Origin of the sequence: Burkholderia sp. BE17, from assembly GCF_009362305.1 — a bacterium.
GTDB classification, from domain to species: Bacteria; Pseudomonadota; Gammaproteobacteria; order Burkholderiales; family Burkholderiaceae; genus Burkholderia; species Burkholderia pyrrocinia_C.
Genome location: NZ_WHNU01000017.1, coordinates 1 through 24,162, shown reverse-complemented (window position 1 = coordinate 24,162; position 24,162 = coordinate 1). Strand labels below are relative to the sequence as shown.

Annotated in this window: 19 protein-coding genes and 1 pseudogene; 10 read left to right on the top strand and 10 right to left on the bottom strand. The window is 63.3% G+C overall.

Annotated elements, in window-relative coordinates; genetic code table 11:
• Positions 1-10: 10 nt before the first annotated feature.
• On the bottom strand, positions 11-421 hold the full coding sequence (locus GD429_RS16225; RefSeq protein WP_321574649.1) for a hypothetical protein: 411 nt from the start codon (positions 419-421) through the stop codon (positions 11-13).
• A 136-nt stretch (positions 422-557) separates the two neighbouring features.
• Here GD429_RS16225 and GD429_RS16220 point away from each other — a divergent pair, with 136 nt between their 5' ends.
• The gene (locus GD429_RS16220) at positions 558-1,307 is read left to right on the top strand and encodes a TetR/AcrR family transcriptional regulator (protein ID WP_152857840.1); all 750 of its coding nucleotides are present in this window, start codon (positions 558-560) and stop codon (positions 1,305-1,307) included.
• Between the two features lie 144 nt (positions 1,308-1,451).
• Here GD429_RS16220 and GD429_RS16215 read toward each other — a convergent pair whose 3' ends face one another.
• The 7 genes from GD429_RS16215 to GD429_RS16185 all read right to left on the bottom strand — a co-directional run bounded on the left by GD429_RS16215 (position 1,452) and on the right by GD429_RS16185 (position 11,783).
• Positions 1,452-1,970: a TetR/AcrR family transcriptional regulator gene (locus GD429_RS16215; protein WP_152857838.1), complete on the bottom strand. Its 519-nt coding sequence runs from the start codon at positions 1,968-1,970 to the stop codon at positions 1,452-1,454.
• A 286-nt stretch (positions 1,971-2,256) separates the two neighbouring features.
• The gene (locus tag GD429_RS16210) at positions 2,257-2,892 is read right to left on the bottom strand and encodes a membrane integrity-associated transporter subunit PqiC (protein ID WP_227791662.1); all 636 of its coding nucleotides are present in this window, start codon (positions 2,890-2,892) and stop codon (positions 2,257-2,259) included.
• On the bottom strand, positions 2,889-4,484 hold the full coding sequence (locus GD429_RS16205; RefSeq protein WP_152857836.1) for an intermembrane transport protein PqiB: 1,596 nt from the start codon (positions 4,482-4,484) through the stop codon (positions 2,889-2,891). Before GD429_RS16205 ends, GD429_RS16210 begins: the two co-directional genes overlap by 4 nt.
• A gap of 36 nt (positions 4,485-4,520) precedes the next feature.
• A complete protein-coding gene (locus GD429_RS16200; RefSeq protein ID WP_152857834.1) occupies positions 4,521-5,855 on the bottom strand; it encodes a paraquat-inducible protein A in 1,335 nt (444 codons plus the stop codon).
• A 128-nt stretch (positions 5,856-5,983) separates the two neighbouring features.
• The gene (locus tag GD429_RS16195; protein ID WP_152857832.1) at positions 5,984-7,450 is read right to left on the bottom strand and encodes an efflux transporter outer membrane subunit; all 1,467 of its coding nucleotides are present in this window, start codon (positions 7,448-7,450) and stop codon (positions 5,984-5,986) included.
• Positions 7,450-10,620 (bottom strand): efflux RND transporter permease subunit, encoded by a 3,171-nt coding sequence (locus GD429_RS16190; RefSeq protein ID WP_152857830.1) that lies wholly within the window; start codon positions 10,618-10,620, stop codon positions 7,450-7,452. Before GD429_RS16190 ends, GD429_RS16195 begins: the two co-directional genes overlap by 1 nt.
• Positions 10,617-11,783 (bottom strand): efflux RND transporter periplasmic adaptor subunit, encoded by a 1,167-nt coding sequence (locus GD429_RS16185; RefSeq protein ID WP_415748938.1) that lies wholly within the window; start codon positions 11,781-11,783, stop codon positions 10,617-10,619. Before GD429_RS16185 ends, GD429_RS16190 begins: the two co-directional genes overlap by 4 nt.
• A 497-nt stretch (positions 11,784-12,280) precedes the next feature.
• Between GD429_RS16185 and GD429_RS16180 the strand changes: the two genes are divergently transcribed.
• Entirely contained in the window at positions 12,281-13,006 is a 726-nt protein-coding gene (locus tag GD429_RS16180; protein ID WP_152858048.1) for a TetR/AcrR family transcriptional regulator, read from the top strand.
• Between the two features lie 803 nt (positions 13,007-13,809).
• Here GD429_RS16180 and GD429_RS16170 read toward each other — a convergent pair.
• Together GD429_RS16170 and GD429_RS16165 are read right to left on the bottom strand one after the other, a co-directional pair.
• Positions 13,810-14,080, bottom strand: a pseudogene (locus tag GD429_RS16170) (transposase); the annotation flags it as partial.
• Between the two features lie 189 nt (positions 14,081-14,269).
• Positions 14,270-15,235, bottom strand: coding sequence for a LysR substrate-binding domain-containing protein (locus GD429_RS16165; protein ID WP_152857826.1), 966 nt, complete (start codon positions 15,233-15,235; stop codon positions 14,270-14,272).
• A gap of 106 nt (positions 15,236-15,341) precedes the next feature.
• Between GD429_RS16165 and GD429_RS41840 the strand changes: the two genes are divergently transcribed.
• The 8 genes from GD429_RS41840 to GD429_RS16125 all read left to right on the top strand — a co-directional run.
• Positions 15,342-16,130 (top strand): 2OG-Fe(II) oxygenase, encoded by a 789-nt coding sequence (locus tag GD429_RS41840; RefSeq protein ID WP_321574648.1) that lies wholly within the window; start codon positions 15,342-15,344, stop codon positions 16,128-16,130.
• Positions 16,131-16,453: 323 nt separating this feature from the next.
• Entirely contained in the window at positions 16,454-17,314 is an 861-nt protein-coding gene (locus GD429_RS16155) for a transporter substrate-binding domain-containing protein (protein WP_152857824.1), read from the top strand.
• Between the two features lie 101 nt (positions 17,315-17,415).
• Positions 17,416-19,113 (top strand): HAL/PAL/TAL family ammonia-lyase, encoded by a 1,698-nt coding sequence (locus GD429_RS16150; protein WP_152857822.1) that lies wholly within the window; start codon positions 17,416-17,418, stop codon positions 19,111-19,113.
• Positions 19,114-19,784: 671 nt separating this feature from the next.
• Positions 19,785-20,507 carry an ABC transporter permease gene (locus tag GD429_RS16145; RefSeq protein WP_152858044.1) on the top strand — a complete coding sequence of 241 codons (723 nt, stop codon included), beginning with the start codon at positions 19,785-19,787 and terminating at the stop codon, positions 20,505-20,507.
• A gap of 17 nt (positions 20,508-20,524) precedes the next feature.
• On the top strand, positions 20,525-21,301 hold the full coding sequence (locus GD429_RS16140) for an ABC transporter permease (protein ID WP_152857820.1): 777 nt from the start codon (positions 20,525-20,527) through the stop codon (positions 21,299-21,301).
• Positions 21,302-21,323: 22 nt separating this feature from the next.
• Positions 21,324-22,139, top strand: coding sequence for an ABC transporter ATP-binding protein (locus GD429_RS16135; RefSeq protein WP_152857818.1), 816 nt, complete (start codon positions 21,324-21,326; stop codon positions 22,137-22,139).
• Positions 22,140-22,264: 125 nt separating this feature from the next.
• Complete coding sequence (locus GD429_RS16130; RefSeq protein WP_152857816.1) at positions 22,265-23,434, top strand: porin; 1,170 nt, start codon at positions 22,265-22,267, stop codon at positions 23,432-23,434.
• 274 nt (positions 23,435-23,708) lie between these two features.
• Positions 23,709-24,162, top strand: a 454-nt coding sequence (locus GD429_RS16125; RefSeq protein WP_152857814.1) for an alcohol dehydrogenase catalytic domain-containing protein, incomplete at its 3' end; no start/stop codon positions are given.

Here is a 24,162-nt window from a genome sequence, read left to right as displayed (position 1 = left end):
AGGATGACAGTCAGGCGGGTCGATTGGTGCTCGCGAAGGCACACGCCGTCGCACCGAGGGGCTTGCCGCGCAACGGCAGGCATGCAATCGAATCGCGGCACGACGTGACTGGCCGGCCCGTGAATATTGCGAAGTCGATCGTCGATTTCGCATGGAGGCGGCGCTCCTCGTCGCAGGTGCCGGGAGTCCGCAGCGCTTCGTCGCCGAGTGCGATCGCGCGTGGGGCGACGCGTATCTCGGCAGCCTTGTCGACGATCAAGACGTCGACTTCGTGACGGGCCCGCCGATTGGCCATTGTGGGGCTGATTGCCCCGAATCCTGCGATCAGTGTGTCGAGCGCGAAAGGCAGCGCGCGCTCCGTTGAGGAGCGCGAGTTGTCGTTAAAGGACGCGCGTGCGCCCGTGTGCAGTTGTGTCTCCACCGTATCTCCATTCGTTGTTCGATCGGTTCTTGAGGGTTTGTCAGTCACCTTGTGTGACATTAAAGTCATAGATGATAATTTTGTCAATGTAGACGTTTGAATCTATACTTGGGCACGAACAAGCATCGGAAACGTCATGACGAATACACCGAGTCGCCGGACACCAAAGCGCTCCGCTCCAGAAGCATCCAGTCCAGCGGTCGCCGAAGAGCGTGAGCCGCGCGGCGCGCGCCGCAAGCGGGAGACCCGTGCCCGCCTGCTGGACGCCGCGCTCAGACTGATGGCGCAAAAGGGCATGGAAGGCGTCGCCATCAACGAGATCACCGAGGCCGCCGACGTCGGCTTCGGCTCGTTCTACAACCACTTCGAATCGAAGGAGGCGATCTACGCCACGCTGGTGGAATCGGTATTCGAGGAGTTCGCGGATTCGCTCGATCGCCTGGCCAGCGGCTTGTCCGACCCGGCGGAAATCATTTCCGTCGCGGTGCGACATACGCTGATGCGCGCGCGGCGCGAGCCGGTGTGGGGACACTTCCTGATACGCGAGGGCTTTTCGGCGCGCGTCCTGACGCTTGGCCTGGGTCAACGCCTGCTGCGGGACATGGAGCGCGGTATCGCCGAGAAGCGCTTCGTGGTCGCCGACCCATTCGTCGGCTTCCTTTCGATCGGCGGTACGGTGCTGACCGCAATTGCCGCCGAACTCAACTTCGTCGCTCCGGGCGCACCGGCAGCCGGTGTCCTCAAGGAACTCGGCTTCAGCGGAGAGCATTTTCCGGAACGCACGGCGGCGACGCTGCTGCATACGCTGGGGCTCAAGCGTGCGGAAGCCGAGAAGATCGCAAGCCGGCCGCTGCCCGTTGTGGATGCGGCCGAGACGGCGCAGTGACGCACCGGGGTGACGCAGGCGGCGGCGAGGCCACCTCGAGTGCTCGTGCGGTACACATCAGTTGACCGGGTCGATTAGCCGGTCGGGCACGGTCCAGCCGGCGCGTGTCGAAGACGGACAGCAGGGCATGCGCATCGCGGCGTACTACGTCGGCTCGTCGCGCCGTGCGCCAGTACGTAACAGCGCGACGCCGAGCACCGCCGCTAGTTCGGACGACGATGACATGCGGTCAGAGGGGGGCGCCGCGCCGCTTGCCGCGTTCGGTGGCGCGACCGGTTCGGCGTGCATGCTGTCCATGATCTGCTGGAATCCGGCATCGCGCAGCGCGTACAGATACACCTCGACCCACAGCGGGAAACATTCCCAGCCGGCGGCGATGTCCGCGGCGTCGGTGACGGTGCAGTAACCGTCGCCCTCCGGCGCCGCCAACCGAAGCCTCTTGATCATTCGATCATGGTCACGGCGAAGGATCTCGATCAACGGTTCACGCTTGTGTTCGAAGTGTGCATAGAACGCGCCGCGCGTGTAGCCGGCGCCCTCTGCGATATGTTCGACACTCGTATCGGCAAAGCCTTTCGCGATGAATAGTGCGCGAGCAGTGGCGATGAGCCGTTCGCGGGTGTCGAGCCTGCGTTGCTCGCGAGTGAGGCGCGTGCGTTTCATCCTGTGTTGTCCATGTTGGCGGAAATGATTGAAGCGGCGCAACACCGCATCCCGCGAAACGTCGGATCGACACAGGAAAAGAGCGCTGCGTCGGTCCGCTGTTCATCAGAACAATCTCTTGTAACGATGTGACTTGATCGTGCGAGAGCACCGGACCGCACAGCCGCTACCGAAACAAAGCCAATCGCCCGATTCGACTCACCGCGTCGTAGGGGCCAATTCAATCGACCAGTTGGTCCGGCGCACCGCAATCGATGGCGGGTAGCGCGCTTCGACGATCGAGTGTTCACATGCGGCATCCGGCAGGCGGCGCAACGTGCGAGACTTCCGCACGGATTCCCGCGGCGATCCCAAGCGCGAGCGCATCGAGCGCGCGGCGATACGCATCGACGAGTGCATCGTAGCCCGCCGACGTATCGGCACGAACGATGCTGCGGCACGTCAGCGCCGGCAGTCCGGCCCCGGAACTCACGCTCCAGGCCGCGTCGAGCAGCACGTGCGACGCCGGCCACGACTCGACATGCTGCATGTCCACAGCGACCCGGTAGACAGGCGTGCCGTCCGGGTGGGCGACGCGGTGAACATCGATCGTGCCGAGCACGGACGCGACGCGTGTCGACAGTCCGTCGCGCATCTCGTCGCCGAGCGGCGCGGCCCAGCGCTCCTGCTCCAGGATGTCGGCGCGCTGGGGGGCGCGCTGCACGACGAGCCGGTTGCCGTCCGCCGGCGCCGCGACGTGCACGGCCTGAATGTCGATCAGCCACGCGGGATGCGCGGCGGTGGTCTCGACACTCGCATCGTCTGCCACCGCGAGGGTATGGAAATGCACCGGCGGCGAACCGCACGCGCTCAGCGCCGCGAGTGCGATGCACGTCGCGATGCGCGCCGACGTGCGAAGCCGATCAAACGAACGCGCTTTCATTGACGGTCCCCCTTGTTACCGAACAGCAGCGACTCGGGATGACGTTCCAGATAGTCCGCGAGCGCGTTCAACGACTGCAGCGTATGCGTGAGCGACTGCATCGCCTCATGCACGTCTGACTGCATTGGCGAATCCTGCCGCAACGTCGACTCCGCCGCGTTGAATGTGCGTTGCGCGGCGGCCAGCGTGTCGCGTGCCTGCGGCACGACCTGCTCGTCGAGGTGGCCGAACAACTGGTTCGCATGCGCCAGCGCGCCGTTCAGATTGTTGCCGATCCGGTCGAACGGAACCTGATCGAGCTTGCGCGCGATGTCGGCGATCTGTACTTGCAGTTCGTCGAGCGTATTGGGCACGGTCGGCAGCTCAACCGGCGTGCGGCGCGCGTCCACGCTCGCGCGCGACGCCTTCGGGAACATGTCGAGCGCTACGTAGAGCTGACCGGTCAGCAGGCTGCCCGTGCGCAACTGCCCGCGCAGCCCCTGGACCACCAGGTGCTCGATCAGTTCGTGGCCGCCGGCCGTATCGGGCGCGGGCAGCGCCGTATCGCTGTGCCGGCTCAGTCGCGACGGATACAGCGCCATCGTGACCTTCATGCTGAAGTTGCGCGAGTGTTCGTTGTACTCGATGCCGATGTTCGTGACCTGACCGAGCACGATGCCCCGCAGATCGACCGGCGCGCCGACCGACAGCCCGCGCAGCGACTGGTCGAAGCGCATGACGACCATCAGCGGCGTGCCGTCGGGGTCGCGCATCGCGTCGGCTTCGTCGGGGGCGAGCCGGAACGGCGCATTGTCGGCTGCCTGCGGCGCGTCCGGTTGTCCGGGTGGCGACTGAAACGCGAGACCGCCGACGATCACGGTAGCCAGCGACTGCGTGTTGAGTTTCAGGCCGCTCGAATCGAGCCGCAGATCCACGCCGCTTGCGTGCCACCAGCGCGTATTGGTGCCGACGTACTTGTCGTAGGGCGCGTTGACGAACACCTGCACGTCGACCCCGGTACCGCCGTTGTCGAGCGAGAAACCGACGACCTGACCGACCTGCAGATGCCGGTAAAACACCGGCGAGCCGATGTCGATCGAGCCGAGCGAGTCGCCATGCAGCCGATAGCGTCTGCCCTGCTGGTCTGCGGTGACGGCGGGCGGCGTCTCGAGACCGGTGAAATCGGTCTGCTTCTGCGGTGAGTGGCCGAGATCCGCGCCGATGAATGCGCCGGAGAGCAGCGTGCCGAGACCGGAAATGCCGGTGGCGCCCACGCGCGGTCGGACGACCCAGAAGCGCGTGTCGCGGTTCGCGAAGCGTGCGGCGTCGCGCGTCAGTTGAATGCTGACGATCACGCGCTTGAAGTCGGGAGTGAGCGTAATGGTCTGGACCGAGCCGATATCGACGTCCTTGTAGCGGACCTTGGTCTTGCCGGCTTCGAGGCCTTCGGCGTTGGCGAACGTAACCGTGATCGTCGGGCCGGTCGCGGCAACGGTCCGGATCACGAGCGACAGCCCGATCAGTGCGCACAGGAGCGGCACGATCCAGACGAGAGGCGGAATCCAGCGGCTGCGCGGCCGGATCTCAGGTGGGGGAAAATCAAACGGAGACATCGTTTTGGAATTCGCGAGAAAGTGGGCGGAGCCGGTTCAGGGTTGGTGATTGGCGGCGGCCGGGCGCGGCGCACCGTCCCAGATGAGCCGCGGATCGAACTGCATCGACGCGCACATGGTCAGCACGACCACGGCGCCGAACGCGAGCGCGCCGGGGCCGGGTGTGATGTCGGCGAACGAGCCGAAATGCACGAGTGCGATCGTCAGCGCGACGACGAATACGTCGAGCATCGACCAGCGGCCTACGCGCTCGACCAGCCGATGCAGCCGGGCTCGTTCGAGCGGCCGCCATTGCACGCCGCGATGGGCGGCGATCGCCTGAAATGCGAGGATCGCGAGCTTGAGCATCGGGACGAGCACACTCGCGATGAACACGATAGCGGCGAGCAGCCAGTCGCCGGACGTCCAGAAGTACGCGACGCCGCCGAGGATCGTGTCGTCCTCGGCTCGGCCGAGCGAGGTCGCGTGCATGACCGGCAACAGGTTCGCCGGGATGTAAAGCAGGGCGGCGGCGGCGACGAGCGCGCCGGTGCGGGCGGCGCTGCGCGGGCGGCGTGCGTGCAGCGGCGAACCGCAGCGCGTGCAGCGCTGGCCGCACGCGTGGACCGGCTGCACGCGTGCGCAGTGGTGACAGGCGATCAATCCCGCGGTGCGGGCCGTCATGCCCGCCGATCCGCTGCTTTCGGTTGTCCGGGGCGACGTATGTCGCGTCATGTCGGGGCGGGGCGGTTTCGTATGGTCGGCGTCGCCTGGCTGCAGCGCGGCGAGTTCGTCGTGCGCCTCCCACAGTCCGGCCGGTTCGATCGTCGACAGCAGGCAGAGCATCACGGTAAGCCCGGCGAACGCGAATAGCGCAGGCCCGGCGAGTACGTGTGCGAGGCTCATTAGTTTGACGATCGTGATGAGCACGCCGAGCATCAGCACCTCGACCATGCTCCACGGCCGCAATCGGTGAATGCCGCGCAGCACCGACGCGAAGTGGCGCGGTACGCGGCCCGCACGCAACGGCACGAGCAGGTACAGCCATGCGGCCAGCTCGAGTATCGGAAACAGCATCGTCGTGCAGAACACGAGCGCAGCCACCAACGGCTGATCGTTCGACCATAGCGCGCGAACCGCGTCGCCGAGCGTCGCGTGCGACGCAATGCCGGCGGCATCGAGCGCTACGATCGGGAAGGCCTGCGCGATGCAACACGTCACCAGCGCGGCAACCGTCAATGCGCACATCCGGTCGAGGGATCGGCGGCCGTGCGCCGCACCGCTCACGCGCGCGCGGCATCTAGGGCAGTGTGCCGTCAGTGCGCGCAGGCGCGGCGGACGCTGAAACAGCAGGTCGCATTCGTGGCAGGCGACCAGGTTGTCGAATTTCATCGGGAATCAATCATGCGGGTAACGAAGGCGCGGCACCGCGCGATGCACGGTATGCCGGGCATCGGGCTTCGGGATTGCGGACCGGTGCGACCCGAAGGCGCCGGCCGGTCCGCCGACTCAAGCAGCGGCTACTGCCGGGCCGCGACCGTCGTGCCGGTGTCGGGCGGCAGTTCGCCCATTGCCTGCAGCAGTGCCGCCGTATCGGTCATCCGGCGGCTCGCGGCACGCACCGCATCGAGTTCCGCGTTCAGATAGAGCTGCTCGCTCGACCGTTGCGCGGACATCGGTACGGCACCCAACGTGCGACGTTGCGCCGTTTCGTGGAACGCCTCGCCTGCCGCGCGCGCCGCGAGTTCGTTCGCGGCCAGCGCTTGCGCGTCGTTGTCCAGCGCGGCGAGCGAATCGGCGACGTCGCCGAACGCGGACAGCACCGCCGCCTTGTACTGCAGCACTGCGGCGTCGTATGCATCGCGCGACGCCCGCCGGTGCGCCAGCAGCGCACCGCCGTGGAAGATCGGCTGCGACAGCCCGGCACCGACGGCCCACAACCCGCCCGCGCCCGACAACAGCGCTGGCCAGCTGAAGCCGCCGCGCCCCATCGTCGAGGTGAGCGACAGGCTCGGGAACAGTTGGGCGGTCGCCTCGCCGACGTCCGCTGATGCCGCCTTCACGGCTGCCGCGGCCGCGCGGATGTCCGGGCGTGCCTTCAGCAGGTCGGACGGCACCGCCACTGGCACATGTTCCGGCAGCGACAGGCCGGTGAAGGAGGGGACCGGCGGCGGTGCGTCGGGCGTGCGGCCCAGCAGGATCGCCAGCGCGTGAACCGCGCTCGCGCGTTGCTGGCGCAGCGGCGGCAGCGTCGCGGCAAGCGACGCCGAGCCCTGCGTCGACGCCAGCGCTTGCACATGGGATACCGCACCGAGCGTGTAACGCTGCCGGTCTTCGAGTGCGGATGCCTCGGCGACGGCGACCAGGCGCTCCGTCAGCAGGATCTGGCGGTCGAGCGTCGCGGCGCGGATGGCGGTGCCGACGATGTTGGCCGCCAGCGCACGCCTTGCCGCTTCGAGCTCGCAACCGCGCACGTCGACGCGCGCGGCGCTCGCCTCGTTCGCATATCGCGTCGCGCCGAACAGGTCGAAGGTGTAATGCGCCTGCAGTTGTCCGACGAAGACGTTGTAGCGCAGGCTTTGCGCGCCCGCGCCGGAGATGTCCGGTGTGCGCGTGCGGGCCACCTGCGCGTTTGCGTCGATCGACGGCAGCGTCGACGCGCCGATCTGCGCGCGCAGTTCCTCCTGGGCGGCGGCGAGCGTCTTTTCCGTCGCGGCCAGCGTCGGGTTCGCGCGCAGCCCTTCGTCGACCAGCGCGTCGAGCGCGCTGGAGCGATACAGGCGCCACCATTGCGGGACGGGCGCGGAGCCGACGTCGAATTGCTGCGCGACGCCCGCCGCCTCGGCGGTGCGCGACGCCTGAGGCGTCGCGTCGTAGTGCGCCGGCGACGGCATCGCGGGCGGCGTACTGCTCGGGGCCATCGCACAGCCGCCCAGGCCAAGCGCCGCGCTGGCGGCCAGCATCGATGTGATACGAGAGGGTTTCATCAGCATGTCTCCGAGGACGCGACGTCCAGTGCGCGCGACTCGCGTTCGTCGGCGCGCACCTTGAAGCAGGTCGCGTAGAGCGCCGGCAGGAAGAAGATGGTCAGCACCGTCGCGATCGTGATGCCGCCCATCAGCGCGGTGGCCATCGGGCCGAAGAAGCCGGAACGCAACAACGGAATCAGCGCGAGCACGGCGGCGGCAGCAGTCAGCATGATCGGCCGGAAGCGGCGCACGGTTGCGCCTACGATCGCAGCGAAGCGTGGCTGGCCGGCCGCGATGTCCTGGTCGATCTGATCGACCAGGATCACGGAATTGCGCATGATGATCCCGAACATCGCGATCACGCCGAGCAGCGCGACGAAGCCGAACGGCTTGCCGAACAGCAGCAGTGCGGCGACCACGCCGATCAGGCCGAGCGGCGCCGTCAGCACGACGATGAAGGTGCGAGAGAAACGCTTGAGCTGGATCATCAGCAGCGTCAGCACCGCGATGATCATGAGCGGCATCTGCGCATTGATCGACGTCTGGCCCTTCATGCTTTCCTCGGCCGCGCCGCCGACCTCGATCCGGTAACCGGACGGCAGCGTGGCGCGCAGCGTCGCCAGTGCGGCGTCGAGGTCGCGCGTCACGCCGATGCTCGGCGCTTCGCCGCGCACGTCAGCTTGCACGGTGACCGTCGGCTGGCGGTCGCGTTCCCAGATCACGCCATATTCGAGCGTGTCGCGCACATGGCCGATCGTGCCGAGCGGCACCGAGCCGTGCGGCGTCGGGATCGCCAGGCCGGCGAGCCTCGACGGATCGATGCGTTCGCTTCTTGGGGCACGCAGGTCGACGTCGATCAGCTTGTCGCGCTCGCGATATTGCGTGACGGTGTAGCCGGACAGCGTCATCGCAAGGAAACCCGATACGTCTTCCGACGTCACGCCGAGCTGGCGTGCCTTGAGTTGGTCGATCTCGAACGAGACCGACCGCTCGGCCGGTTCGTCCCAGTCGAATTGCACGTTGCGCGTACGCGCGTCGGCGCGGACCTTGTCCGCCACTTTTTCGGCGATGCCGCGGACGGTGGCGATATCGTCGCCGCTCACCCGGAACTTGATCGGGAAGCCGACGGGCGGCCCGTTCTCGAGCCGCGCGACGCGCGTGCGCACGGTCGGGAAGCGGCTTGCGAGCGTCGTTTCGAGCCAGTGCGACAGCCGGTCGCGCGCCTCGACATCCTTGGCCGTAATCACGAACTGCGCGAAGTTCGGCTGCTGGAGCTGTTGATCGAGCGGCAGATAGAAGCGCGGCGCACCGGTGCCGACGAAGTCGACGACGTGATCGATTTCAGGCCGGCCGTCGAGCACCTTTTCGAGCCGCTTTGCTTCACGTAGCGTCGCATCGAACGACGCGCCTTCCGGCAAGCGCATGTCGACGAGCAGTTCGGGCCGCTCGGAATTCGGGAAGAACTGCTGCGGCACGCGCGTGAACGCGGCCATCGCGATCGCGAACAGCACGGCGGTGACGCCGAGCACCACCCAGCGGCGCTCGATGCAGACCGAGATCCAGCCGGACAGCCGGCGGTAGAAGCCCGTGTCGTACACGTCGTCGCCATGCGCGTGACCGTCGCGATGCGCGTGCTCGGGCAGCATGTGATAGCCGAGCAGCGGCACCAGCACGACGGCCGCGAACCACGACACGATCAGCGAGATGGCCGACACCTCGAAAATCGAACGCGTGTATTCGCCGGTGCTCGATTTCGCGAGCGCGATCGGCAGGAAGCCCGATACCGTGACGAGCGTTCCGGTCAACATCGGGAACGCCGTGCTCGTGTACGCGAATGCCGCCGCGCGGGCACGGCTCCAGCCCTGCTCGAGCTTCACCGCCATCATTTCGACGGCGATGATCGCATCGTCCACCAGCAGCCCGAGCGCGAGCACCAGCGTGCCGAGCGACACCTTGTCGAGGCCGATGCCGAACGCGTGCATGCACAGCGCCGTCACGGCGAGCACGATCGGGATCGTGATGACGACGACCATGCCCGTACGCAGGCCGAGCGAGACGAGGCTGACCACGAGCACGATCGCGACGGCTTCGCCGACCGCTTCGACGAAGTCGTCCACCGAGTGCTTGACGGCATGCGGCATGCTGGACACCGCGGCCAGCTTCAGACCGGCCGGCAAGGCGGCCTGCAACTCGCTTGCCTTCGCATCGAGCGCCTTGCCGAGGTCGATCACGTCACCGCCTTTTTGCATCGTGACGCCGATACCGAGCACGGCGTGGCCGTTCGCACGCATCTGCGTGACCGGCGGATCGTCGTAGCCGCGCGTCACCTTCGCGACGTCGCCGAGCCGGAACGTCCGGCCGTTTACGGTGATCAGCATGTCGGCGAGCGCCTGTGTGTCCTTGAATGCACCGCTCGGTCGTACGAACACGCGATCGTCGGCCGTCGCGACCGTGCCTACCGGGGCGACGGCGTTTTGCGAGTCGATGGCCTGCGCGAGCTGCTGCGGTGTGATTGCGAGGCGCGTCAGCTGCGCATTCGAGATCTCGACGAACACGTGCTGGGCGGGATCGCCGAAGTAGTCGACCTTCGCGACGCCCGGCACGCGCAGCAGCACGGTGCGCAGCTTGTCCGCGTAGTCGTGCAGTTGCGCGGGCGAGTAGCCGTCGCCTTCGAGCGAATAGATGTTGGTGTAGACGTCACCGAATTCGTCGTTGAAGAACGGGCCGACCGTTCCCTTCGGCAGCGTCGCGCGGATGTCGCCGACCTTCTTGCGCACCTGATACCAGGTTTCCGGCACCTGGTCGACCGGCGCCGAATCCTTCATCGCGAAGAAGATCATCGACTCGCCGGGGCGCGAATAACTCTTGATGTTGTCGACGTAAGGCGCGGCCTGAAGCTGACGGCCGATCCGGTCCGTGACCTGTTCCTGCACTTCGCGCGCAGTGGCGCCCGGCCAGTACGTCTGGATCACCATGGTGCGGAACGTGAACGGCGGATCCTCCGACTGCGCGAGACGCGTATAGCCGATCACCCCGAAGATCGTCGCGAGACCGATCAGGAAGATCACCAGCTGCTGGTGCTTCAGCGCCCATGCGGAGAGATTGAAGCCGCCGTCGTCGCTCGAGGCGGCGCCGGTTCGCGCGTCGTGCGCGCCGTCCGGCGCGTGCCGATGTTCTGGGGCGTTCATGACGGGAAGTCCTCCGCATGCAGCGGCGGCACGACGCGCACATGCTGGCCGGCGCTGATCGTATGGACGCCCTGCATCACGACGCGCTCGTCGTCCGCCAGGCCCGACGTGACGGAGATCGTTCGCTCGTCGTAGCGGCCGACCGACACCGGACGCAGTTCCAGCGTGTCGCTGCCTTTGCGGACGACCCAGACGGCCGGTGCTTCGGCGCGATGAAAGAGCGCGGTGGCCGGCAGCGTGATCGCGTGGTCCGCGGCGGCGTCGACGGTGCCGTCGAACGCGATGCTCGCGGTCATGCCGGAACGGACGTCCGGCCCCGGCGCAATCAGCGTCAGCTTCACGCGCCACGTGCGGCTCTGCGGATCGGCGGCTGCCGCGATTTCGCGCACGCGGGCGTCGAGGACCTTGCCCGGCAGTGCCGTCAGACTGACGTGCGCGACGCGGCCGATCGCGAGATCGCGCAGATCGCGTTCCGAGACGTCGCACACGATGTCGAGATCGCCGCTCCAGTCGAGATGAAACACCGCCTGGCCGGGCTCGACGTTCTGCCCGGTATCGGCGTCTTCCGACGTGATGACTCCGTCGTGGTCCGCGACCAGCGTGGCATAGCGCAGGTGATCGCCGGCGAGCGCCATTTGCGCGAGCGCGGAATCGCGTTGCGCGACCGCCGACGCATAAGCGTCCTGCGTTGCCTCGAGCTGTGCGGGTGCGATCAGGTTGGCCTGGGCCTGCGCGCGGTCGCGATCCAGTTGCTGTTTCGCGTAGCCGACGCGATGCTCAGCGCCATCGAGCTGTGCGCGTGCATTCAGCAGCGTGTTGTGCAGATCGGCCGGATCGAGCATCGCGAGCGCCTGGCCTGCCTTGACCGTGTCGCCGATTCGCACGCGCCGCTCGGCGATCTTGCCGCCGACCCGGAACGACAGCGGCGTCGAATATCGTGCCTGAACCTGCGCGGGCAGCACGCGCTGCGCCGCGCCGTTGTCCGCATGAACCGCCAGCGCGACCACCGGTTGCAATTCAGGCGCGGGGGCCTGGTGCGAGTGGCAAGCCGTCAGAAGAATCGCACTGCAGGCGAAAACGATCGGCGCCCGCCGAACCGGCGGCGCGATGCGTGTCAGAAACCGGCGCGTTGAAGTCCGCGCGTTAGGACCGGGTGATTTCACGATGTTTCCAAGACTAGTAAGGGGGCCAACTGAAAATGATTCGGCGACCACGGCGGGGCGCCCGGTTAGCGCAAGCGCGTTCCGGCTTCGTCGCCGGCTGCGATCCTGCGTATAAATAAGTACTCCGATGTTTGTGATGCAAATCGCCGAGGTTGCCGACATGCCCATACCCATGCACTGCGATGGCCGCCGACCTGCCGACGGATCGATCGCTTCGGCGGCGCGGCCGGCCGACAGAACCTGGCGATGCCGTACATCGCCGTCGCCGGGTGTCCGCGCGGGGCGCACGACTGGATAACGAACCGACTGCAACGGCCTGCACCGGCCATGGACGCGCTGGCGTTTCCCGCTACCGCGCGTCGGACACTGTGTTGCCACTGGAACCCGGCACCGCGATTTCCGAGATTAGACTCATAACTGATAATATTGTCAAGTATGAGTGAGTCATCTAGAATTTCGGCATGCAGAAAATTCTTTCGGATAACGGAGACGCGCTCATGGACCGAACGGTCGGGCCCCGTCGCCCAGACGCCTCCATCGGGGAAGCGGAGCATCGCCAACCGCGCGGAGTTCGCCGCAAGCAGGCGACGCGCATGCGTTTGCTGCAGGCAGCGTTCACGCTGATGGCGGAAAGGGGGAGGGATAACGTGGCGATCAGCGAGATCACCGAGGCCGCGGATGTCGGGTTCGGTTCGTTTTACTACCACTTCGAATCGAAGGAAGGCATCTTCGCCGCGCTGACGGAGTGGGTGTTCGACGATTTCGCGGACAGGCTCGAGCGACTCGCGGCCGACTTGTCGGATCCCGCCGAGGTCGTATCCGCATGCGTGCGCCACACGCTGATGCGAGCGCGCCGCGAACGCCTATGGGGCCGGTTCCTGATGCGGGAGGGTTTCTCGGCGCGCGCTCTCGATCACGGGCTGGGTCAGCGTTTGCGGCGGGACAGCGAGCGCGGGATTGCGGCACGCCGGTTTGTCGTCGGCGATCCGTTCATGAGCGTGCTCGCTATGACGGGAACGATTCTCGCGGCGATCGCGGTGGAATTTCACGCGACCGACACGGCCACGGACGGAAGCGGGAAGCGGGTGGGCGACGAGGACGGTTTCCCGGAGCGGGCCGCGGCGGTGGTATTGCAGACGCTCGGCCTGACGCGTGCCGAGGCGCAAGACGTGGCGAATCGACCGCTACCGCCGGGCGATTTCGCCACGACGGGAGGCGGTTGAGCGGCGGTAGCCGCCGACGCAGGTCGGGCCGCTCCGGTCAGGCCGAGGAAGTCGAAGATTTACGGATCCTTAAGCACGTCGCGAGCGAGATCCGATTGTGGAGGCGGCAACCGGGGTGGTCTTGATATCCGTGCAATTTTCCGGTTAGAGCGATCTAGGCTGCATGTGGCGTTCCAGACTGCCCCCAATAAAAATTGGTTTCAAATCAAATGGTTGCTGTCTGGGTGCCAAGCCCTGCGTTTCCCGTACCCGCCTGCGACGGGCGCCACGCTGTCTGGAAAGGCTTGCAACGCTCGAGCAGCGACGCTGCTTTTCAATCGGCGCTCCGTCTAGGTCCTAGTGTGCGTGTCGATTGAAAAGTGGGAAACGGCAACTTGCCTCAGATCCAGGTCGACTCTGCCAAAGATCATCGGAATCGGCCGCGGCTCTTGTTACACGAGGCATTCAAGCGAACTGCCAGATTCTGTACGAAATGGCGATTACCTCTAGAAGTGAGAGGCCGAATCGACGCCGGTTCAGCCTCTCTTCGATCAACTGCCTGGGGGTTGATGATCAACAAGCCGTCAATGTTTTATCTGAAGGCGATCCATTTCCCAGGGTTTTTTACATACGGTTTCATCCACGCTGGCAACGTAATCACGAACGCGGGAGGCGACACCGGACTGACCGGCTTTACCGGGGGAATCACAACGGGGGGAACAACCGGCGGCAGGGTCACTGCCGGTGGAGTCACCACGGGCGGAGTCACCGGCGGCGGAGTCACCACGGGCGGAGTCACTGGCGGCTCAACTGGAGTTCTGAGTTGCCTGTAGTAGTTTTCCCGTGACGACAACCTTTAATGCTTCCATGTCGAGCATTGCCTCGGCCAGCAACTTCTTCAGCCGCGCGTTCTCAGCCTCCAGGTCCTTCAGCCGGCGTGCGTCCGAGACTTCCATGCCGGCGAACTTCGCGCGCCAGGTGTAAAAACGAAGCATCACTGAACCCGTGCTTCCTGCACAGTTCCTTGACCGGCATACCGGCCTCGGCTTTCTTCAGAAACCTGATGATTTGCTGTTCCGAAAAGCGCTTCTTCATGTTCGTCTTCTTCTCAGAAAACGAACTTTACTAGACTCCGGATGGCCCTGTTTGCCGGGGGCAGGTCAAAATGGCTACAAGAAACGTCTCTGGTCACTCCCGTGGGTTACTCACCCATGACAGTGCCGTCGAAGGCCGTGAATTCGGTAGCGTGTGATGCACCAAGCGATCTCGCGCGTTCATCCCGGATTATTTACTGCCCGGGTCCGGATGGAAGGCTGCACGCGTCCGGTTCGATTTCGTCCCGTCTGCCGGCGAGGTACTGTTGCCAAGGAGTGCCAGCAGCCTTTGTATATCGGTTCGATCTGCCTTCGAATCGGGAATGAATGCGCAGTACGGATGGCCGAGTCGAATCGACACGGGGGACAATGCGATCAGCCGACCGGCCTCCAGGTCGGTCCGAGCCATGACCTGCTGCCCAAGTGCCACGCCCAACCCCATGCGCGCCGACGAGATCGCGAGGCTGGAAAGCCCGACTCGACGTCCCCGCGATGAATCCGGATGGCGGTCACTTCCGGTCTTGGAAAACCAGTCTCCCCATGTTGGGTGCGATGCGTAGTTGGGGCCCCAGTTGGTATGGATGAACATGCTCTCATGGAGTTCGCTCAAGCTGAACTCATTGTTCCCGTATTTGTACCAGAACTCGGGCGCGCACACTGGCACAACCTCGTCATGGACGAGTGGAATCACCTCGAGCGCAGGGTAATGATAGTCGCCGTAGCTGATCCGGAGATCGATGTTCTGCCGGGCCAGATCAACCGGGTCGTCTTCCACGCGGATGTCGATCGCCATTTGCGGGAATACCTCGATCAGCTCCGCCAGTTTGGGTGCCAGCCACATTTCCGCTAACGAAAAAGGCACGCTCACAACGAGCCGCGTCCGAAGTTCCCCTTCAAGAATGCGCGAGGTCATGGCTGCTATGTCACTGAGCGCCCTTGAGGTCTGGGGGTAGATCGCCAGACCTGCATCCGTCAGCGCAATGCGGTTGCCGTTTCGCGTGAACAGCTGTTTGCCCAGAAACGCTTCGAGATTGCGAACCTGCAGACTGACCGCGGTCGATGAGACCCCCAATTCCACTGCCGCCAGAGCAAAACTGCTCGTCCTGGCCGCGACTTCAAAGGCTTTCACGGCGTTCAGTGGTGGGAGTCTTGGCATTTAGGTCTCTTCAGAAAGTTTTTCTGGGGTGAGCATAACAATTTTTGCCGTTGATGCAGAGATTTTGTCGCCATATTTTTTCTCCTCATCCTATGAGGAGACGACAGTGCAGAACATTATTGATCTTGAGCGGTACCCGCTGGACCGGGTGGGCAGCGTCGAGTGGACGGCGCTTCTCGAGAAGTCCATTGCCGAGCTGGATGCCACCGGCATGTTCAATCTCGAGGGCCTGTTGCGACCGGGTGTGGCCGAACGAGCCGTCGCGGAAATCCGACCGGTGATGGACACTCGGTCTCACACGCACAAGCGGATGCACAACATCTACTTCAAGCCCGAGATTCCGGAGCTTGAGTCGGGTCATCCGGCGCTGCGCAAGGTCGAGACGATCAATCACACGGTGTGCGCCGATCAGATTCCCGGCAGTATCATCCTTGCCGTCTACGGGTACGCACCGCTGGTGCACTTCCTCGCCGCAGCAATGCACAAGGCGTCGCTTTATGTCATGCAGGATCCGCTGGCGCGCGCCAACGTGATGTCCTATCGTGCAGGCGAAGCCTTGAACTGGCATTTCGACCGTTCCGAATTCACGACCACGCTGCTGCTTCAGGCTCCGGAGATGGGAGGGGAATTCGAGTATCGGTCCGATCTCCGGTCGGACACCGATCCGAATTTCGATGGCGTCGCGGATCTGCTCGAAGGGCGCGACCCGCAAGTCAAGCGCCTTCGCCTGACGGCCGGCACCCTGAATGTATTCCGGGGCAAGAACACCGCGCACCGAGTCACTCCCGTCCAAGGGAGCCAGGATCGCATGATTGCTGTATTTTCGTACTACGAAAAGCCCGGTGTGATGTTCAGCGAGGAGGAGAAGATCGGTTTCTACGGCCGCGCGGCATAGCGTGCTTCACTGGCCCCGCCTTGGATAGCGCGGTAGACCCACCTATGGATGGCCTGACTCTGTTCGAGGCGCTGTTGACGCGTAGCATGTGATGGAGTGCGAACGAAATTGCATCATTTTCAGGTGCCTGCTTGAGCTCTCTCGCTGTCGGCATTCGCGCTGCGCTTGCGCAAGCAAAGGAAGGCGGGCCGTGAGGAAGTTGGCGCCACATATTTAAACCGTACCGAAAATTCAAAACAGCCGCGGCGCCGGACTGAATGGATCGAAGTTGCCGGTGACAATCACGGCAAACCGATTTTTCTACCAAAAAAGAGGAGATTGACATGAAAGGAAAAGGCAAAGCGGTAGGTACGCTGATCACCTGTGCCGTGCTTGGCGCGGTCGCCATGTTCACCGCTTCGGCGCAGGCGAAAGACTGGACGTCGGTGACGATCGCGACTGAAGGGGCCTACGAGCCGTGGAACATGACGTTGCCGGGCGGCAAGATTGGTGGTTTTGAGCCGGAACTGATGCAAAACCTGTGTTCGCGCATCAAACTCGAATGCAAGCTTGTCACGCAAGACTGGGACGGCATGATCGCGGGTCTCCAGGCAGGAAAATTCGACGTCTTGATGGACGCGATCATGATCACGCCCGAGCGTCAGAAAGTCATTTCGTTTTCGCGGCCTTACGGCAATACGCCAGCCGTTTTCGTGTCGACTGATCCGAAACTGCTATCGAAGGTGACCGGGGCAGGTGAAACCGTCAAGCTGACGGGCGCCCCGAGCACCGACAGGCCCGCTATCGATTCGCTTCGCCAGGCACTGAAAGGCAAGACGATCGGCATTCAGACCGGCACGGCCTACACCACCTTTATCGATGCCAATTTCAAGGATAGCTCCACCATTCGCGAATACAAGACGGCGGCCGAGCACGATCTCGACCTCGTGGCAGGTCGCATCGATGTCGCGTTCGACGACGCGACTTACTACGCCGCCGCGCTCGCGAAACCGGGCAACAAGTCCCTGGCATTGACCGGACCGAAGATCGCAGGCCCCGTGTGGGGGCCGGGCGAAGCACTCGCGTTCCGTCAGGGCGATTCCGATCTGAGGACGAAATTCGACGGAGCGATTGCAGCAGCCATCGCCGATGGTACGGTAAAGCGGCTGTCCGAAAAGTGGTTCAAGGTCGACGTTACGCCGTGAGCGGCTGAGCGGATTTGACAACATCGAGGTCCGGTGCGGCATGTGCCGCCCGGTCGGCATGCGTCGGAGTGCAACACGCGGTTTTCTTCGAGCCACCAGGAATGGAACAGGAATTGAGTGTCAACAGGACTACGGATCGCCGCGCGATCCTTCTCGACCAACCGTTGGACTGGCACGAAGTCGCCGCGATTGCGGCGGGTGCCGAACTTGTCCTGTCGGAAGGCGCGCGGGAGCGAATCTCGACGGCGCGCAGGTTGGTCGAGGAGATCGTCGAGCGCGGCATTCGCGCTTACGGCGTGAATACCGGCGTCGGTGCGCTATGCAACGTGATCGTATCGCCGGCCAATCAGCGACAGTTGTCGCGCAATATCCTGATGAGTCACTCGGTGGGCGTTGGCGCACCGCTTGGCACAAAGGAAACGCGAGCGATCATTGCAGTGGCCGTCAGCAATTTCGCACATGGGCACTCCGGTATCAGACTGGAGGTGGTCGAGCGTTTGGTCGCGATGCTCAATTCGAATTGCTTGCCTGAGGTGCCCGCGTTTGGTTCGGTAGGGTATCTCAGCCATATGGCGCACGTCGCGCTGGTGTGCATCGGAGAAGGCTTCGCCCGCGACTTCGGCAGTTCCGCGGGCGGGCGGGCGGCGGGTGAACGGATCAGCGGCGCCGAAGCGCTGCGACGTCTCGGCTTCGAGCCGCTCGTGCTCGAAGCGAAAGAAGGATTGAGCCTCGTCAACGGCACGCCGTGCGTGACCGGTTTGGCGGCGCTCGCACTGGCGAACGCGGAACGTCTGCTTGATTGGGCCGATGTGATCGCCGCGATGACCTTCGAAAATCTGCACGGACAACTCGCCGCCTTTGATGCCGATGCGCTTGCGTTACGCGTCTCGCCAGGTTTGTCGGTGGTCGGTGCACGCCTGCGTACGCTCCTCGCCAACAGTGGCATTCTCGCGGATTCGCGCGGCGCGCGCACGCAGGATCCGCTGAGTCTGCGCACGATTCCGCACGTGCATGGCGCTGTGCGCGACGTATTCGCCATGACTGCGGAAGTGGTGAACCGGGAGTTGGCTTCGGTGACCGACAATCCTGTCGTTGCCGGCACGCCCGATGCCCCTCGAGTCTATTCGCAGGCCCATGCGGTCGGCGCGGCGATTGCGCTCGGGATGGACAACCTTGCCACCGCAATGGCCGAAGTCGGGGCGATGGCTGAGCGCCGAATCGACCGCCTGGTCAACCCGCTGGTGAACGGTCTGCCGGCCTTTCTGGCGGATACGAGCGGGACATGCTCCGGTTTCATGATTGCGCAATACACGGCGGTGTCGCTTGCCTCGCAGAACCGGCGTCTCGCGATGCCGGCGAGTCTCGATGGCGGCATAACCTCCGGGCTGCAGGAAGACCACCTGTGTCACGCGACTCCCGCCGCGCTCAAGACGCTAGACATCATTGAAAACGGCAAGCAGATCTTCGCGATAGAGATGCTCGCCTCGGCACAGGCGTTCGACTTGCAGGCGAGTCATGCGTCACCGGCACCGTTGACCCACTCGGTGTGGCAGCGCGTGCGCCAGCTTGTGTCGCGATATCGCGATGATCGACCGCTTGCGGGCGACATCGCAGTCGCATGCCGATTGCTTGATGAAGCCCCGCCGTTGATCCGGTTGGTCGCAGGTGAGACGCGCTCGCCTGCAGATATACAGGTCGCACGACCGGACGCCCGGTGTGCCGATGGGCCGGCGGAGCGTGGCGAAGCCGACCTTCTGTCACACGGCCAATTGTTGCCGGCGGCGTCCTCATTCGCCTAAAACTATCGCTCACTCCAACCACTTACAGGGGATCCGGATAAGGATCGTTGCTACGCACGGCAACAACACGATCGATATTGGACGCTCGCCAGGAGTGTTGGATATCCGCGAACACACATACCTATTGGCGTGGCTCGGTGTTCATTCCGAGCGACCGATGCGCCACTTCTGACGGTCCGATGCAGGCATCGATGGAATACGGGGGAATGCCGTTGCACGCGGTATGGCTATACGATCAGATCATTCGCATATCTATTTATATATTGATAAGTGTAGCTAAACGATATTTATTAAATGTGCGATTGCATATGAAGAAACAGTAGGCCGGTTAGTGGTTTCCCGTGTTTTGACGTGTTTTTCGACAAAGTTGTTGCCGTCTACTTTTTCTCGCGCAATCTTGCATATACACGATCGCGGCGAATTATCAGTAAATATTTCGCTCGAGAATTTTTCGAAATGCGAGAGAGGGGGCGGATACGGCAGAAAACTTGATGTTTGTATAAAAGCTGACTTATGCGCTGCTCCGGAGAGTGAACATGCATCCCGATGCGGGTTCAGGCGAAGGAACGGACGGCGGCGTCCACGGGCGCCACAGCATCACGATCGTTGCATGAGCGCGTGAGACGACGATTGAACTTTCAAATGAATTACCCAACGAGCAGGTGATGAACATGACGTTATACGAGATGCTTGGGTTTGGACCGGATGGCTGGGGAAGCGTGCTCCTGGCCGCTGCGTTGCTGACTGTCGGATTGACGCTCGCCGCGCTTACGGTCGGTGCCGTGTTCGGTGCACTGGTCGCGGCGGCCAAGCTGTCGCGCAGCCGCGCGTTGCGCGTGACGGGTGACTTTTACACGACGGTTTTTCGCGGCATCCCCGAGCTGCTCATCATCTATCTGTTCTATTTCGGCGGGTCGACGCTCATCACCGCAGTAGGGCAGATGTTCGGCGCCCAAGGCTTCATCGGTGTACCGCCGTTCTTGGTCGGCGCTTTCGCGACTGGAATGATCTCGGGTTCGTACCAAGCCGAGGTTTATCGCGCCGCGGTACTCGCCGTGTCGCCCGGCGAAATCGAAGCGGCCCGCTCGATCGGCATGCCAACCCCGATGCTGTGGCGCCGCGTGCTGATCCCGCAGGTCGTGCGTTTTGCCTTGCCGGGCATCGGCAACGTGTGGCAGGCGAGCCTGAAGGATTCCGCGCTGATTTCCGTGACGGGACTTGCCGAGTTGATGCGGACGAGCCAGGTCGGTGCGGGTTCGACCCACCAGTACTTTCTGTTCTATATCGCCGGCGGCGTCCTTTATCTGATCCTGACCATCGTCTCGAATCGAGTCTTCGATCGTGCTGAAGCACATATCGGGCGCTCGTTCCGCCACAGCTTCGTGCGTCATTAACCTGCCGGCCGACCATTATGCATATCGATATTGATTTTCTTGGCGACACGCTGTCAAAGCTGCTCGCCGCGGTGCCGAGTACGCTCGGTCTGTTCTTCGCATCGCTGATCGCGGGCGGGCTTCTGTCGATCGTGATCGTGGCGATGCGAGTGAGCCCCTTCTGGCTGCCGAATCGCATCGCGCGCCTGTACATCCTCGTGTTCAGAGGTTCACCGCTTCTGATCCAGATGTTTCTCATCTATTACGGCCTCGGGCAGTTCGACGTGATTCGAGCCAGTTTCATCTGGCCGGTGCTGCGCGCACCGTATTCATGCGCGATCGTGTCGCTCGCGTTGTGCACCGCCGGCTATACAGCGGAGATCATTCGCGGGGGGCTGCTGTCGGTGCCGGTGGGTCAGATCGAAGCGGCACAGGCGATTGGAATGCCGCGCTTCACGTTGCTGCGCCGGATCATCGCGCCGATTACCTTGCGTCACGTATTGCCGGCGTATTCGACCGAAGCCGTGCTGCTCGTCAAGTCGACCGCGCTTGCGAGCCTCGTAACGGTATGGGAAGTCACGGGAGTCGCACAGCAGATCATCCAGCGGACGTACCGGACGATGGAGGTATTCATCTGCGCGGCCGCGATCTATCTCGTTCTGAATTTCATCATCGTCCGTGCGCTCGCGATCCTTGAAGCGAAGCTGTCGCCTCATCTCCGAGAACGACGCGACCAGGTGAAAACGAAGAAGGCATCACGCACGTCCGGCAACACGTTGTCGGGGCCGTCGGAAGCCCGACGTGTCGAGTCCTGAACACAAGCATCCGGAGATCAACATGAGTATTCACGCATCCAGCCCGTCATCCGCCAATGCGCCAGTCGCCTTGTCGGTGGCGAACGTTCACAAATCGTTTGGCGACGTGCACGTGCTCAAAGGCATTTCGCTCGACGCGCACGAAGGCGATGTCATTTCCATTCTCGGCGCGAGCGGATCGGGAAAGAGCACGTTCCTGCGCTGCATCAACATGCTTGAGACGCCGGATGACGGCGAATTGATCGTCGCGGGCGAATCGGTGGAAATGAAGCGCCATCGCGACGGACGGCTCCTGCCCAGCAATCGCACGCAGGTCGATCGCATTCGGTCCCAACTGGGGATGGTGTTCCAGAACTTCAACCTGTGGTCGCACATGACCGTTCTGCAAAACGTCATCGAAGGCCCGATACGCGTGCAAAGGCGCTTGCGCGCGGAGTGCATCGAGGAAGCCGAGCAACTACTGAAGAAGGTCGGCTTGTACGAAAAGCGCGACGCCTATCCTGCGCATCTGTCGGGCGGGCAGCAGCAACGCGTCGCAATCGCGCGCGCTCTGGCAATGCACCCCAAAGTGATGCTCTTCGACGAACCGACATCCGCGCTTGATCCCGAACTCGTCGGTGAAGTGCTGCGCGTCATGCGCTCGCTGGCGGAGGAGGGGCGAACCATGCTTGTCGTTACGCACGAGATGGGATTTGCACGTCACGTATCCAACCGCGTGATGTTCCTGCATCAAGGAAAGGTCGATGTGGAAGGCACGCCCGATGAGCTCTTCGGCGATTCATGTTCGACCCGCTTCAAGCAATTTGTATCGAGTCATCACCATCGAGCGGCGAGTTGACCTCCGGTGCATGAGTATTCACGTGTTTCGTCGTTTGGTTCCCATGTAAGTTGTTTTCACAAGCGTTTCAAAAATATCCGTCCGCATACGGCGTATCGAGACGGTTTAATTCCAAGGAGACAAGTATGAAAAGATTGCTTCTCGCGTTGGGTGTGATGAGTGCATGTGCCGGCGGAGCGCATGCCCAAAGCAGCGTCACCTTGTATGGCCTTATCGATGAAGGTCTGAACTATACGAATAACGCTGGAGGCCATAGCCTCTACGCAATGTCGAGCGGCGATGCGCAGGGTTCCCGTTGGGGTCTGAAGGGAACGGAAGATCTGGGCGGCGGTCTGTCGGCGCTCTTCCAGCTCGAGAGCGGTCTCAACGTCAACAACGGCAAGCTGGGACAAGAAGGCCAGGCGTTCGGTCGGCAGGCCTATGTCGGGGTGGCCAGCACAACGCTCGGTACGCTTGCTTTCGGCCGTCAGTATGACTCTCTCGTCGACTATCTGGCGCCGCTCACCGTCAACGGTAACTGGGGTGGTGCGATGTTCTCGCACCCGTACGACAACGACAATACCGACAACAGTTTCCGCATTAACAATGCGGTCAAGTACACCAGCGTCGACTACGGTGGCTTCACGTTTGGCGGCGCATACGCTTTCAGCAACTCAACCCGCTTCGCGCTCAATCGCGCGGAAAGCGTCGGGGTGCAGTACACCCACGGCCCGTTGACCGTTGCCGCCGCATACCTGAACGTCGATAACCCTAACCACGACAGTGCCGGCGCGGTGGTCGACCTTGGATCGAGCGGGGCGGACGGTAGCTGGTTTGCCGCTCGTCAACGCGTATTCGGCGCGGGCATCAACTACACGATCGCAGCCGCTACCCTGGGCTTCGTGTACACGCACACGAATCTGTCTCAGCCGACGGGAACGGTATATGCCAACCTGTCGCCGAGCCCGGCACTCGGCGCGGCATCGTCGCTCAAGTTCGATAACTTCGAGGTGAATGCCAAGTACCAGTTCACACCGGCGCTCTACGTGGGCGGCATGTACACGTATACGCAAGCCATCTACGATGGTGCGTCGGGCGGCAGCGCCAAGTCGAAGTACCACCAGTTCGGCGTGATGGCCGACTACAACCTGACAAAGCGAACCGACGTGTATGTTCAGGGGGCCTACGTCAAGGTGTCGAGCGCTTCGGGCGTAGCCGGAACCGGGCTCGAGTTCGCCTCGAACCCGGACGCCGCGGCGCCCTCGTCAACCGACAAGCAGCTCATGGCGCGTGTCGCCATCCGCCACCAGTTCTGACAACGACTCGCGCTTCGGCGCGCAGCTATCCGGCCGGGACATTGCTCGGGAAAGCGCATGTATCGGACAAATCGATCGCTCGGTTCATGAGCGCTTTCGACAGCGAGGTGGCTCTACGTCTTCGAGGTCAGGCACGCGTGCAATCCCGACGCCGCCGTGGCTTCCTTTCGTGCTGGCACACCTTGCATTTTACCCGTCTCATGCGTTCCGGTTTCATTTCCCCGGATAGCGCATAACGTATGCGAAACAGTTCAGAAATACAGGAAATCGTTCAATGAAAACGAAAGCAGCAATTGCATGGAAGGCGGGTACGCCGCTGACGATCGAGGAAGTCGATCTCGAGGGGCCGCGCGCAGGCGAAGTGCTGATCGAAGTGAAGGCGACGGGCATCTGCCACACCGACTACTACACGCTGTCGGGCGCCGATCCGGAAGGGATCTTCCCGGCGATCCTCGGCCATGAAGGCGCGGGCGTGGTGGTCGACGTCGGCCCCGGCGTTGGCACCGTGAGGAAGGGCGACCACGTGATTCCGCTCTACACGCCCGAGTGCCGCGAGTGCAAGTTCTGCCTGTCGCGCAAGACCAACCTGTGCCAGAAGATTCGCGCGACGCAGGGCAAGGGCCTGATGCCCGACGCGACGTCGCGCTTCTCGCTCGACGGCAAGCCGCTGTTCCACTACATGGGCACGTCGACGTTCTCGAACTACATCGTCGTGCCCGAGATCGCGG